Raw genomic sequence first — 14054 nt, forward strand, 5'->3', positions numbered from 1 at the left:
AAAAATTTAAACTATTATAAAACAAATGTTACCAACAACTTCATAAATCAAACACTCTCGCCTAAAACGTGAGATAGAGGTTGCAATACTTATGAGTATTCTAATGGAGACACAGAGATGTCTATGAACTTAGATGAAAGGAAGTATTGCCGAAATTGATAAATTTCTCTGCATTTATCAATTGGGGCTGTTTTCGAATAGAAACAGAACTGTCATATGTACAGACGTGTATGTATGAAGAGCTATCTACAAAAAAGAGATATCATTTTTTATGATATTCCTTTTTTGGCGGTTTTTTTATTAGCTCCGTTTTCTGTTTCCCTTTTCCTGTAACAGCACCATCCTCACTTATTTGAGATGGTGTTTTTTGTTTGTCTTTCTGGTAACTACAGGAGTATTGGGATTTATATATTTCCTAATCTATTCTTAAAAATAGACGAAAGAAGGAATTTGTAATGGAAACAATTGTTCAAAAATTTGGTGGCACTTCTGTCGGAAGCGTCGAACGCATTCAACATGTAGCAAATTTAATCATTGAAGAATATGAACGAGGTCATAGCGTTGTCTCTGTCGTTTCAGCAATGGGAAAAAGCACAGATGAACTTGTCGCACTCGCTAATGCTATTACAGAAAATCCAAGTAGACGTGAAATGGATATGCTTCTATCTACAGGAGAACAAGTAACTATTTCATTATTAACAATGGCACTGCAAGCAAAAGGCTATCATGCAATTTCATTAACAGGGTGGCAAGCTGGTATTACGACAGAATCTGTACATAGTAGTGCACGGATTACTAACATTCATACAGATCGTATACAGTCCTATCTTGCTGCAGGCACGATTGTGATCATAGCTGGCTTCCAAGGAATCAGTGAAGATCATGAAATAACAACACTTGGACGCGGTGGTTCTGATACAACTGCGGTTGCATTAGCTGCTGCACTGAAAGCAAAAAAATGTGATATTTACACGGATGTGACCGGCGTATATACGACGGACCCACGAGTTGTAAAAGATGCTTATAAATTAGATGAAATTTCTTATAACGAAATGTTAGAACTTGCAAACCTCGGTGCTGGCGTATTACACCCACGCGCTGTTGAGTTTGCTAAAAATCATAACGTAGTTTTAGAAGTTCGCTCAAGTATGGAACAAGAAAACGGAACAATTGTAAAAGGAGAATGTAACATGGAACAACAATCAATCGTTAAAGGTATTGCATTTGAAGATAATATTACACGTGTCACAGTAAAAGGATTGGAACAAGGCTCGCTTTCAACTGTTTTCTCTACATTAGCAATGGCACATATTAATGTAGATATCATCATTCAAAGTATTACAAATGAAGGAACTGTTCATCTCTCCTTCTCCATCCATTCTAATGATTTAAGAGAAACTTTAGAAGTGTTGGAACAAAACCAAGAAGCACTTCACTATGAATCTGTAGAACATGAAAACCATTTAGCAAAAGTATCAATTGTAGGATCTGGTATGGTATCTAATCCTGGTGTTGCTGCAAATATGTTCACTACTTTAAAAGAAGAAAATATTCATATTAAAATGGTAAGTACATCAGAAATTAAAGTGTCTGTCGTTATTGACCGCCTTCATTTAGTAACAGGTGTTGAGGCGCTGCATCAATCATTTATGGCAAAAATTGAGCCTTTAGTGCAAATGAGCTAATTTCTATCGGTAAAACTTAAAACAAATTATATTAATCTATTTCCTTCTTATATTCCAATAGTAGAGAGTTTACAAAGTATTATTTGTTAACTCTCTACCATATGGCATACATAAAAGCACCTTGTCACATTTTCCTATACTGTGACAAGGTGCTTTTTGATTGAAAGGAATTTACAGCTTTTTAGTAGTATAATTATGAGGATGATCAAATAATAAATTTTCACACATAAGGAGATAAGACTATGGCAAAAAACAAATTACTACGAATGGACAATGTCAGCATCGTTGTAGAATCCCTTGATAACGCAATCTCTTTCTTCGAGGAGATCGGCTTGAAACTCGAAGGGCGAGCCACTGTCGAAGGTGAATGGGCTGGTCGCGTAACTGGACTCGGTTCTCAATGCGTAGAGATTGCTATGATGGTTACTCCAGATGGCCACAGCCGAATTGAACTTTCGCGATTTCTGACTCCTCCTACTATAACAGATCACCGAACAGCTCCTGTAAACGCCCTCGGTTATCTACGCGTCATGTTCACCGTTGAAGACATTGACGAAATGGTATCTAGACTTACTAAGCATGGTGCAGAGCTCGTTGGCGAAGTAGTTCAGTACGGGGACTCGTATCGTCTCTGCTACATTCGTGGAGTCGAAGGACTTCTAATCGGTTTGGCGGAACAACTCGGTAATAAGTAAGCAAGTGACGTTTTATAAAAAGGCACTATCATTGAATAAAACTTAGACTCTTAAGCGACTTTATTATTATATTTTTAACCCCGTCCTAACTTTAGAACGGGGTTATGCTTGTTTGAGCTTTTAAAATTAAATAACTTTATTATCATTTTACATATAGATTTCAAGAATCTACCCAAATAGCTTTTTAACACATTACCAATATCCTAAAATCATTATAAAACAATTAAAATATTCGTTATACCCTTTCCTAGGAAATATAACTAACTCTTCTCACTTTTTATCACATATATCTTTTCGCTCTTTCCCTTGAAAAAACGATCTATATTCATTCAAAATAACTTTCTTCACATCCGAATAAAAAACCATCATGAATAGTGCAACTCCTAATACAAACACCTGTATTCCTTCATAATCAATGAATGCACTCATAATTAGCAATCCAAACCCAATATAAAAACCAAACTCATTCTCTTTTTCAAAATCCTTATCTTCTTCATCAATATGTATTTTTTCTTTCATGTTCTGTTTCCCTTTTATTAACTCATCAAGCGTAACATTGTACATTTCGCTTAGTAAAATTAGATTATCAATATCAGGATAACTTTTATCATTTTCCCATTTGTATACTGCTTGCCTTGTCACACCAATTTTTTTAGCAACATCCTCTTGCGAAAACCCCTTTGATTCTCGTAATTTTTTTAGCTGTTCTCCTATGCTCATAACATCCCCTCCTTTAACAAATTATTACATAAAAGGAGATATAAACGAAAGAAACCATTAGTAAAACTCACTGTAAACTATTCGTTTACACAATAAAAAAAGAGAGAATAGCTCTATATTTGAGCTATTCTCTCACTTCTATTTAAAACAGATGAATGTTTTCTTTCTTACAAGCTGCACGTAAATCATCAGGCCATACAGAAGATTGAACTTCACCGATATGTGCTTTACGTAAGAAGTACATGCACATTCTTGATTGTCCAATACCACCGCCGATTGTTAATGGTAGTACGTCTTCTAGTATACCTTTATGGAAATCATACTCACGTTTGAAGTCTTCATCAGTTTTCGTTAACTGCTCATCAAGTGATTTACTATCAACACGAATTCCCATTGATGATAATTCGAATGAAGATTGTAGTACTGGGTGCCAGAATAAAATGTCACCGTTTAATTTCCAATCGTCATAATCAGCTGCGCGTCCGTCGTGCTTTTCACCTGAACGAAGTGCATCACCAATTCCGATAATAAAGACTGCACCGTGTTCTTTCGCAATTGCATGTTCACGATCTTTCGGTGTTAATTCTGGATATTTATCTTCTAGTTCTTGGGAAGTAATGAAAACAATCTCTTCTGGCAAATACTTTCCAAGGAACGGATACTTTTCAAATAAGTGGTCTTCTAATTCTTTGAATATTCCATAAATTGTTTGTACTGTTTTTTGTAAGTAATCGACAGTACGCCATTCTTTTTGAACGATTTTTTCCCAATCCCATTGGTCAACGTAAATGGAATGCGTTGCATCAAGTTCTTCATCACGACGAATCGCGTTCATGTTTGTATATAAACCTTCACCAGCTTCATATCCGTATTCATGTAATGCAAATCGTTTCCACTTCGCTAGTGAATGGACTATTTCTAATTCTTCTCCTGAATGTAACATATCAAATTCAATTGGACGTTCTACACCGTTTAGGTGATCGTTTAATCCTGATTTTTTAGTTACGAATAATGGTGCAGATACGCGGAATAATTCAAGGCGTTTTGCTAATTGGTCCTCGAAAAATGTTTTAACTTCCTTAATTGCGATTTGAGTCTCTCTTACTGTCATTAATGATTGATACATGGTGGTTTCCTCCTAAAATGTTTGGATGTTGTGAAAAGAAGCCAACAAAAAAAGCCCTTCTTTCCCAAAAAACTGGGACGAAAGGCTTTAGTTCCGCGGTACCACCCAAATTAGCAACAGAGGTTGCTCACTTATTCAGTACGGAGATGAAATATCTCGATACTGTTCTTCTTGTAACGGCGAAGTTCCCGGCTAAGTCTACTTTCCTATAAAGGATTTCGGTTAGCAACTCCAGGAGGTTCTTCATAATAGGCTTCGTATCAGGCTCACACCACCCCTGACTCGCTTAAACTACGTCCTACTACTACTCGTCCTTTCATAGTCGTTTTGTTGTCACATCTCTGAAACATTTTATTAATGATTATTCTATACAAAAAATAAAGAAAGTCAACAAAAAGTTTTAAAATGTTTTTCAATTCTTTATTTTACGGCTTTATTGATTGTTGTTAATTTAACATCTTTACTTTTTCTGCCTCGTCAATCCAAAAAATGTTTCACTGACCGAAACTAACGTATACACAACAATTAATGTGATCGTTCGGAATATAGAATCCGCAGTATTTCTTATTATTTTCATTTTCTTTATAATTCCTTTCAGTTTACTTGCAATTTCATGATATACTATAGCATTCAAGCAGTTTATTTTTACTTAAAGCAATCATAGTCATTTATAAAGAGTATTTTCTAAATCATTGACTATTATCAAATAAGATTTTTATATAACGGAGTGATCATATGAGTAAAACGAAAGCAAAACCGAAAAAAGGTGTAGGACAAGGTACAGGAAGTAAAGGATGGAACCGTTGGCAATCAAGTGCAAAGAAAAAGGCAGCTGCCAAACCATACAAAAGTAAAGGTACAAAGAAGTAATTTAAATAACATTTGATTTCTTTACTTTGTACAAAACAAAATATAATTATTACAACAAAAAAGCTATGCCCTCATAAATTTGAAGGCATAGCTTTTTTATATTAAATCATTAAAATATCTCGAATTTCTTCCTCTGTGATTGAGGACAATTTCTCTTCTCCCGGCTCAATCACTTCAGCGATTAAATTTTTCTTACTTTCTTGCAGTTCATGCATTTTCTCCTCAATTGTTCCCTGAGCTACTAGCTTTATAACTTGCACTGTATTTTTTTGCCCCATTCGATACGCTCTATCGGCCGCTTGTTGTTCAACAGCTGGATTCCACCATAAATCGTATAATATTACTGTATCTGCACCAGTTAAATTAAGACCGGTACCGCCAGCTTTTAAAGAAATGAGAAATAGATCTCCTTCTCCTTCGTTAAACCGATCGCACAGCTCTACACGTTCCTGCGCTGGTGTACTCCCGTCTAAATAGAAGTATGGAATTGCTTGTCGATTTAACTCACGACCAATAATGGAAAGCATCTTCGTAAATTGAGAAAAGATTAAAATTCTCTTTCCTGTACTTCTACATTCCTCTAAAATCTCTAATAGTTGTTCAAATTTAGCTGAACTTCCTTTGTAATCATCTACAAATAAAGCGGGATGACAACAAATTTGTCGCAATCTCGTTAAACCAGCTAAAACTCTAATTTTATTTTTACGTAACGTATCTTTGTCTAAATGCTTTAACGTTTCTTCCCTTAACTTCGCTAAATAAGCAGCATAGAGACTCTTTTGATCGGGTAATAACTCCGATGATTGTAAGTGCTCTATTTTCTCTGGCAACTCATTTAATACGTCCCCTTTTAATCGTCTTAATACGAATGGTTTCACTCGCTTCGCTATATCTTCACGCCTTAAGTCACCGAACTCTTTTCTTCCTGGTAATAATTCTGGGAAGACGACATGGAAGATAGACCATAGCTCTTCTAATGAATTTTCTACAGGTGTCCCTGTTAGTCCAAAACGGTATTCAGCTTGAATTGTTTTCACAGCTCTTGCCGTTTGCGTTGTAGGGTTTTTAAACGCCTGTGCTTCATCAAGGAATAGTGTATGAAATGGTCTTGCATACAATCTTATATCTCTTCTCAGTAATGGATATGACGTAATTACGACATCAAATCCCGCTATATCTTTCAAAATCTTCTGGCGCTCTGCTTGGTTTCCATCTGCAATAACCGCTCTAATATGCGGGGCGAATTTTTTCAATTCACTAAACCAATTATAAACAAGAGATGAGGGTGAAACGACTAATATAGGCAGTTTCTTTTCTCGAATCTCAGGCAAAACAGAATCTATAAAAGCAATGCTTTGCAACGTTTTTCCAAGCCCCATATCATCTGCTAAAATACCGCCAAAACGGTAATGAGCGAGTGTCTTCATCCATTCAAACCCATATACTTGATACTTTCTCATTTCTGCATTTAAAGTATTTGGCACAGCAAACTTTAATTTTTTCGGATTTTGAATGTTTTCTACTAACTCTTGAACAGAATCATCCAAACTTAAAACATTGCCTTCGTGAAGTCCGTTCATCCATTTCACACTCCGAATAAGCGGAACATTTACCTCTTCTCCATGTAAAAATTCTTTCCGAATACCTGATTCTTTTATAAACTGATTAATTTCATTAAACTCTTTACTCTCTAGCGATAAAAACGAACCGTTCGCCAATCGATAATATTTACGTTTCTCTTCAAGAGCCGCTAATACACCTTTAATTTCTGCTTCTGGTATTCCTTTTATATCAAAACGAAATGACAACCAATCAATTCTTTCTTTTCTTCTCACTCTAATAAGAGGAACTGCATCTCCTTTACTAATTCGCAATTTGATTGCTGTCGTCGCATAAATATCAACTAAACCTTTTAATGTTGGCACGACGTGATATAAAAAGTTATACTCAGCTTCTTCATTATGCATAAAGTAACCGCCTTCTGTTTTCGCAAAGGCACTTTCACTCATAATGTCTAAAATCTCTTTTTCTTTTTTCTCATCACGATTAAAAACAGACGGCTGTCCATCCTCTTCTAGCGGATTAATCATGACGTTCCCATAGTGGAATTCAAGACCTGCTAATAAGCGATTTTTCACGCGGTCTAAATACAATTTCGCTTTTAGCGAAGGTGTTTCAACACGATCCGATATTACTTCATCAATGTGTACATTTCCGAGCTTCATTAATCCTGGTACAACTTTCGCTACGAAATGTTCCATCTTACTTTCTGGAATATAAAACTGATTACTATTTGAGCGACCCATCATCTTTTGTAATTCAATAAGTCGCATACAATCTTCAATGTGTAAGTGATATAATTTCCCATCGTAAAGTGCATTGTTATACATATCCATAACTTGTACACGATTTAAACCATCTATATGAAGTGTAAATCCGCCATTATTCCCTTTCGTAAATTCAAAGTGTAACGGCAACAAACCTTTTGAAACTAGTAACCCCTGAAACAGTTGTTCATTTTGTTTCAGCTGCACATATTCTACTTTAGAAAGTGAAGAGAGCATATCTTTCCATGAAGCTGGTGGTATGAATATCATACTTTCATCTTGTTTCGCATGTACTTCTAGCGTATCTTCATACATTTTTTCGTTATGATACATTTTAATGAGCTGCTGAATAATCGCATCCGTTTCTTGTTTAAAACTATGTACATCCGGTGTATATGTAAATTCATTTGAAAAACGAAAAGACTCTCTTTTCTCCACCTTAGAAAGAAATTCTCTAATATGATTTATGAAATACACTTTGGCAAGTTTCAATTGAATTCCAAGAAGAGCCCCACCACTTCTCGTAGCTACTGGTGTACATATAAACTCAATATCTAATATTTCACGTGTATCAAAACGGTGTTGTTTACTTTTTGGCCTCAGTGGTTTGTCTGCAAACAGCTGAAACATACCACTTGTCAATTGATCATTTCTGTTACTTGTGGAGCTCATTCCACCTGTTTGTTGATTATAGTTTATTTGTATTAATACTGCTGCAACATGTTGACAGTACGTTTGAAAAGACGCTAATGAAGGACAACTACATTTTGCAACAACATCACCCTTTTTAGCTTTTTCTACTGTAACATGGAAATCCTCGTTCCCTTTTACTGTCGCCTCGCAAATTTCTTTATTTTCATCATAATGATTTATTATTATTTTATTTGATTTATAATAGGCTTCACCTCTTTTATATGAGGTCTCTCCGCACACTTCTTTAATAATCGATTTATTCAATGTGAAACTCATTACTTTGACACTTCCTTAATATAAAACCATTTTCTCTTACTTAACATTTTACATGCTCCACGAGAAAATATAAAATGTTGATTTAACAAAAAAAGATGCTTATTTATAAGCATCCTCTTTACTCTACCTCCATCAACCTCTTCGCCTCAAAATACAACACTTGAATAAACTTCTTCGTATTAATTCGCGTATGACCAGAAGATGCGAGTTCATCTTTCGTCATTTCTGTCATCCGTTTTCTAACTACAGTGAAATCGAAAAATTTTGGAGCATAGCTTTCAAATTTCGGATTTGAAAAGTCTGTTAATCCTAAAGAAGCCAAATGATTTAACGACTGATAAATAGCTCGACGTACTCTTTGTTCAGACGCTTTTTTCTCTTTATCAATATCCGCATCTAAAGCTATATCCCCTAATTTCCTTATCGTAATATGATGGAAAATTTCTTTTAACGCAGGAAAACCAAACTCAAATGTCTGTGCCTTTTCTTGACCATATAAATATTCCAGCATACTAAGTAAATCTTTACTGCCATTCTCTCCCGCAATACCGAGTTCTGATAGTAAGAAGCGCCCTAAATCCCCTATCTTTTTTCCTTCTTGTACTGGTTCACTACGCAATTGCGGTTTTTCCCACTGAAACACGTTATTCAATGATTTTTGAATATCATGTATAGAACGCTCCAATCTAATACGCTCCATCACTTTTCGTACAACAGATACAACTTCGATTTTGTTTAATGGTTTTGTAATATAATATTCTACACCAAGTGTATATGCCTCACCTATAAGCTGCTTCGATTCCACTTGAGAAATCATAATAATTTTCCCCGTGAAAGTTGACGCAATGTGACGAACTGTTTCAATTCCGTCCCTCATCGGCATCAACAAATCAATAAATAAAATATCTACTTTTTTAAAATTTAGTTGATCCGCTTCAATAAAAGCTCCGTCATCCGCCTCACCAATTACTTCTCCAAGATCTCCATCTTCAATAATTTGTGAAAGCATTGAACGGAAAACTTCATCATCGTCTACGATATAATAAAACAAATCTATTCCCCTTCCTGCTTTAAACTATCCTCCGGTAAACAAACGATAAACTTACATCCTCTTTTATTTTCTCGGTCTTCTAATCTCACTTCTCCGCCTAGCTCTGTTACCATTTCATTTATGTAAGAAAGCCCTATACCAGTTGACGGTGTTCCCGTTTGATCATACTTGGAAGTAAACCCTGGCTTAAATACTAATTTCTTATACTTTTGTGTAATACCAGGCCCATCGTCAATTACTTCAAAAAATATATGTTGATCTCTTTTATATAGCTTAATAATAACGACACCTTTATCTTCAATTGCTTCAACTGCATTCGAAACTAAGTTATTAAAAATTGATAGAACTGTATACACGTGGTATGCAGCATGCTCACCTTCTATATGTTTAGAAAAACGTATATCCTTTTCTAGCATTTCAGCATACTTCTCATTTATTCTAACAATCATCTCTGCTAACTCATGTCCTTCTACATATTCAGCCACATTTTTATCTAACAACAGTTTAGATAATCCTGCAAATATCCTTTGATTATCCTTTTTTATTTCATGCACTTCCCCTGCTATTTTCAATGCTGTTTTACTACTTGAATCAGCGCTTACTTGTAAATTTCGATATAGTTGATATGCTTCTTGTGTAATTAACTCCGCATTTTGTAACGTCTTTTTCAAATGAACAGATTCCACATATAAATTAGAAAGATGCATTAACATATTTTCATTTTCTTTTCGAACTTGCGATTCTTTTAATTTCGTTTCATATAAATTCATCATATTTAAAAAACCAAGTGCAAAGAAACTACGAAAAATAGCAATAATAATAAGTTTATTTACTTCAGAAATCGTTATTGTTGTACCGAGTACTAACATGTGGTAAAACGCAAGTTCTGACATACTTGCAACAATTTCAATTGAAATTCCAAGGCATCCAATAATGATTGGTTTCTGATGGAACTTATTTACCCTGCAAAGCGAAAAAAGACTGCCATAAATAAAATAATAGAAGAACACAGGATAACGCAAATAAAATGATTCTGTCATATAAAATGAACCTTGCATGATCCAGTCAAGACATACTCGGAATAAGACTACAGATATACCAACAAGAATACCTGCAACTCCTGCTGGTACTCTTCTTAAAAATAATAATAAAAAGAAGAATAGCGGTGTACCAAAGCTAACTCGAAACGTATCATTAAAGGGATGAAAGTTCAGCTCTCCAGCAATCGGAACAACGACCATTAATATAATTAAAAGGGACATATCTTTCTTCCATAATTGATTCCAATTCAAAGGTGCCACTTCCTATACTTTTTTCAGTAGTAAAAGCGAAAGCCCGCTTATTGTTATAAACGGGCTTCGTTTCTATATTCTAACCTTTTCTACCGCTTTTATTTGGCGATACTCTGGCTTCCACATTGCTTCTTTCACTGCCATCTTGATATCGTTATCACTTAAGTTCACTCTTGCAACACCTTCTGCAACTGCAACTTTCGCTACTTCAATTGCAACCATTTCTGAGATATTACGTAATTCTTCGACCTCTGGTAAAATAGGTGCCCCTGGCTGACTTGTATCTACCATACTTGCAACTGCTTCAGCAGCTGCTGCGAACATTCCATCCGTCATGACGCTTGCACGTACTACAATTGTTCCAAGACCAAGCCCTGGGAAAATAAGTGCATTATTTGATTGCCCAATAACATACGTTACACCGTTATATGTAACTGGTTCAAATGGACTTCCTGTTGCAACTAACGCTCTTCCTTCTGTCCACTTGATTAAATCAACTGGTTTCGCTTCAGCAAGTGGCGTTGGATTCGACATTGGTAAAATAATTGGTCTTTCTACGTGAGAAGCCATTTCTTTAATAATTTCCTCTTTAAATGCGCCCGCAACAGTAGATGTGCCAATTAAAATTGTCGGTTTTACATGTTTCACAACCTCAGCAAGTCCGATCACATCATTTTGTTTCCAATCACTTACTTCCGCTTCTTTTCTTGCATATGGAATTTGGAAATCAAGAAGATCTTCCATATTATCTGTAACTAACCCATTACGGTCAATACACCAGAAACGCTTATGTGATTCTTCTTCTGATAAGCCGACGCGGACCATTGCATCTCTTACTTGATCTGCGATACCGATTCCAGCTGTACCAGCACCAAACACAACCACGCGGTGTTCACTTAACGGTACACCAGAAGCTTTCACTGCCGATAATACTGCCGCAAGTGAAACTGCACCTGTACCTTGAATATCATCATTAAACGTACATACATCATGACGATATTTATCTAAAATTTTTCGTGCGTTACGAGAGCTAAAGTCTTCCCAATGTAAAAGTGCTTTCGGGAATTGTTTGTTTACCGCTTGAACAAATGTATCAATAAATTCATCGTAAGCTTCACCTGTTATACGAGGGTGACGATTTCCAATATAAAATGGGTTGTTTAATAGTTCCTCACGGTTTGTACCTACATCTAAAATTACCGGTAATACGCGACTAGGATCGATTCCAACTGCGGCAGTGTAAACAGCTAATTTTCCGATTGCGATGTTAATACCACCAACACCCCAGTCACCAATTCCTAATATACCTTCTCCATCTGTTACAACGACTAAATCAATATTCTCAGCTGTTGCACCAATATTTGCAAATGCATCTTCAATACCTGATGGATCGTTAATTGATAAATAAACACCACGTGGTTTACGGTATTCATGACTATACCTTTGAATTGCTACACCAACAGTTGGTGTATATACAATCGGTAACATTTCACGTAAATGATCTGTTAGTATACGATAAAATAATACTTCATTTCGATCATGTAACGCAGTTAAGTATACATTCTTTAATAAATCATCCGGCTGCGAACTAAATTGTTCGTATGCTCGGCGTGCTTGTTCTTCTAACGTTAAAACCGCTGGCGGTAATAACCCTTTTAACCCTAACTCTTCTCTTTCATTTTGTGTGAAAGCTACCCCTTTATTTAAAAGTGGTGTTGATAATACTTCTGCTCCTCTTAATGTTGTTTCTAATGCACCATTAGAAGCCACTGTAAACTTGCTCATAACATCCCTACCTCTATTCATATATAGCATTTCTATATTGTAAACAAAAAAGAGGGGCTTGTCCCCCCTCTTCTTTTAATTTTTCTTTAAAAGAGTTGCTCCTGCAATCCCTGGATGTGTCATTTCGAATGGATCTAGAATTAACTCTAAATCTTCTTGTGATAATACACCATTTTTCACACAAAGTTCTCGAACGGATTGACCTGTTGCAATTGCTTCTTTCGCAACGCGAGCTGCTGCTTCATAACCGATATGAGGGTTCACGGCTGTAATAATTCCTACACTCTTCTCAACATACTCTTTTAAGCGATCTTCATTCGCTTCAATTCCTTTTAAGCAGTTATCTGTAAAGGCACGGAAACCGTTGTTCATAATGCTAATAGATTGAAGTAAGTTGAAAACAAGTACTGGTTCCATAACGTTTAATTCTAATTGTCCTGCTTCTGAAGCAAGGCAAATTGTATGGTCGTTACCAATTACTTGGAACGCAATTTGGTTAATAACTTCTGGCATAACAGGATTTACTTTCCCTGGCATAATAGATGAACCTGGTTGACGAGCTGGTAACATAATTTCTGCTAAACCAACACGTGGACCTGATGCCATTAAACGAAGGTCATTCGCAATTTTAGACATGTTCATCATACATACTTTTAGTGCTGCAGATACTTCAGTATAAGCATCCGTATTTTGCGTCGCATCTACTAAATCTTCTGCACCAACAAGCGGTAATTCACTAATTGTAGCTAAATGTTTTACAACTGCTTCAATGTACTCTGGATCTGCATTTAAGCCTGTCCCTACTGCAGTTGCTCCCATATTTACTTCATATAGATGTTGACGTGATTGCTTAATACGTTTCATATCACGTTCAAGTACACGGGAATACGCTTTAAACTCTTGCCCAAGACGAATCGGCACAGCATCTTGTAAATGTGTACGACCCATTTTAATAACATGGTCGAACTGCTCTGCTTTTAATTCAAATACATCATGCATATAGCCCATCGTTTGTAATAAACCCTCTAATGCATTTAATGTTGCGATATGAATCGCAGTTGGAAATGCATCGTTTGTTGATTGCGCCATATTGACGTGGCTATTTGGACTAATATAATGGTAGTCTCCCTTTTCCATTCCTAATAATTCAAGAGCACGATTGGCAATGACTTCATTTGCATTCATGTTCATTGAAGTACCTGCTCCGCCCTGGATTGGATCGACGATGAAATGATCGTGCCACTTTCCATCTAGAATTTCTTGAGCAGCTTCTGCGATCACGCCGCCCTTATTTAATTCCAATCTTCCTACATCTGTATTTGCAAGCGCTGCTGCTTTTTTTACAATTGCGAACGCTTTAATTAAACCTTCATGAATTTTGTACCCTGTAATTGGGAAGTTTTCTACTGCACGCATTGTTTGTACGCCGTAGTACGCATAATTTGGTACTTCTTTTTCACCTAAAAAATCTTTTTCAATTCGCACACCATTTTTAACTTCAGTTAATGTTGCCATGATTATTCACTCCTAAACG

General features: G+C 35.9%; 10 protein-coding genes, 1 riboswitch and 1 other annotated feature. Of the genes, 3 read left to right on the plus strand and 7 right to left on the minus strand.

Features of this window, described 5'->3' with window-relative positions:
• The first annotated feature begins 66 nt into the window (after positions 1-66).
• Positions 67-253, plus strand: a riboswitch (Lysine riboswitch).
• Positions 254-455: 202 nt separating this feature from the next.
• On the plus strand, positions 456-1685 hold the full coding sequence (locus tag COK05_RS15090) for an aspartate kinase (protein ID WP_098613214.1): 1230 nt from the start codon (positions 456-458) through the stop codon (positions 1683-1685).
• A 242-nt stretch (positions 1686-1927) separates the two neighbouring features.
• Entirely contained in the window at positions 1928-2380 is a 453-nt protein-coding gene (locus tag COK05_RS15095; protein WP_098613215.1) for a VOC family protein, read from the plus strand.
• 270 nt (positions 2381-2650) lie between these two features.
• On the opposite strand, the gene COK05_RS15100 is transcribed toward COK05_RS15095, so the two are convergent.
• Entirely contained in the window at positions 2651-3100 is a 450-nt protein-coding gene (locus tag COK05_RS15100) for a helix-turn-helix domain-containing protein (protein ID WP_098613216.1), read from the minus strand.
• Positions 3101-3242: 142 nt separating this feature from the next.
• The gene (gene asnA / locus COK05_RS15105) at positions 3243-4226 is read right to left on the minus strand and encodes an aspartate--ammonia ligase (protein WP_098613217.1); all 984 of its coding nucleotides are present in this window, start codon (positions 4224-4226) and stop codon (positions 3243-3245) included.
• A 70-nt stretch (positions 4227-4296) separates the two neighbouring features.
• Positions 4297-4555 (minus strand) — a binding site (T-box leader).
• A 406-nt stretch (positions 4556-4961) separates the two neighbouring features.
• On the opposite strand from asnA, the gene COK05_RS15115 reads away from it, so the two are divergent.
• Positions 4962-5096 (plus strand): DUF3934 domain-containing protein, encoded by a 135-nt coding sequence (locus tag COK05_RS15115; protein WP_000047588.1) that lies wholly within the window; start codon positions 4962-4964, stop codon positions 5094-5096.
• 101 nt (positions 5097-5197) lie between these two features.
• Here COK05_RS15115 and COK05_RS15120 read toward each other — a convergent pair whose 3' ends face one another.
• From COK05_RS15120 to aspA, 5 genes are all read right to left on the minus strand, one after another.
• A complete protein-coding gene (locus COK05_RS15120; protein WP_098613219.1) occupies positions 5198-8392 on the minus strand; it encodes a DEAD/DEAH box helicase in 3195 nt (1064 codons plus the stop codon).
• A 118-nt stretch (positions 8393-8510) separates the two neighbouring features.
• Positions 8511-9443, minus strand: a complete 933-nt coding sequence (locus COK05_RS15125) for a response regulator (RefSeq protein ID WP_098613220.1) — start codon at positions 9441-9443, stop codon at positions 8511-8513.
• A 2-nt stretch (positions 9444-9445) separates the two neighbouring features.
• On the minus strand, positions 9446-10744 hold the full coding sequence (locus COK05_RS15130; protein WP_098613221.1) for a sensor histidine kinase: 1299 nt from the start codon (positions 10742-10744) through the stop codon (positions 9446-9448).
• A gap of 63 nt (positions 10745-10807) precedes the next feature.
• On the minus strand, positions 10808-12520 hold the full coding sequence (gene malS / locus COK05_RS15135; RefSeq protein WP_141539110.1) for an oxaloacetate-decarboxylating malate dehydrogenase: 1713 nt from the start codon (positions 12518-12520) through the stop codon (positions 10808-10810).
• A 75-nt stretch (positions 12521-12595) separates the two neighbouring features.
• Positions 12596-14035: an aspartate ammonia-lyase gene (gene aspA, locus COK05_RS15140; protein WP_098613222.1), complete on the minus strand. Its 1440-nt coding sequence runs from the start codon at positions 14033-14035 to the stop codon at positions 12596-12598.
• Positions 14036-14054 lie beyond the last annotated feature (19 nt).

This window comes from Bacillus cereus, from assembly GCF_002567495.1.
GTDB classification, from domain to species: Bacteria; Bacillota; Bacilli; order Bacillales; family Bacillaceae_G; genus Bacillus_A; species Bacillus_A cereus_AQ.

Coding starts and splice junctions, on each gene's coding strand:
- COK05_RS15090 (WP_098613214.1), top strand. CDS start 456: ATGGAAACAATTGTTCAAAAATTTGGTGGCACTTCTGTCGGAAGCGTC.
- COK05_RS15095 (WP_098613215.1), top strand. CDS start 1,928: ATGGCAAAAAACAAATTACTACGAATGGACAATGTCAGCATCGTTGTA.
- COK05_RS15100 (WP_098613216.1), bottom strand. CDS start 3,100: ATGAGCATAGGAGAACAGCTAAAAAAATTACGAGAATCAAAGGGGTTT.
- asnA (WP_098613217.1), bottom strand. CDS start 4,226: ATGTATCAATCATTAATGACAGTAAGAGAGACTCAAATCGCAATTAAG.
- COK05_RS15115 (WP_000047588.1), top strand. CDS start 4,962: ATGAGTAAAACGAAAGCAAAACCGAAAAAAGGTGTAGGACAAGGTACA.
- COK05_RS15120 (WP_098613219.1), bottom strand. CDS start 8,392: ATGAGTTTCACATTGAATAAATCGATTATTAAAGAAGTGTGCGGAGAG.
- malS (WP_141539110.1), bottom strand. CDS start 12,520: ATGAGCAAGTTTACAGTGGCTTCTAATGGTGCATTAGAAACAACATTA.
- aspA (WP_098613222.1), bottom strand. CDS start 14,035: ATGGCAACATTAACTGAAGTTAAAAATGGTGTGCGAATTGAAAAAGAT.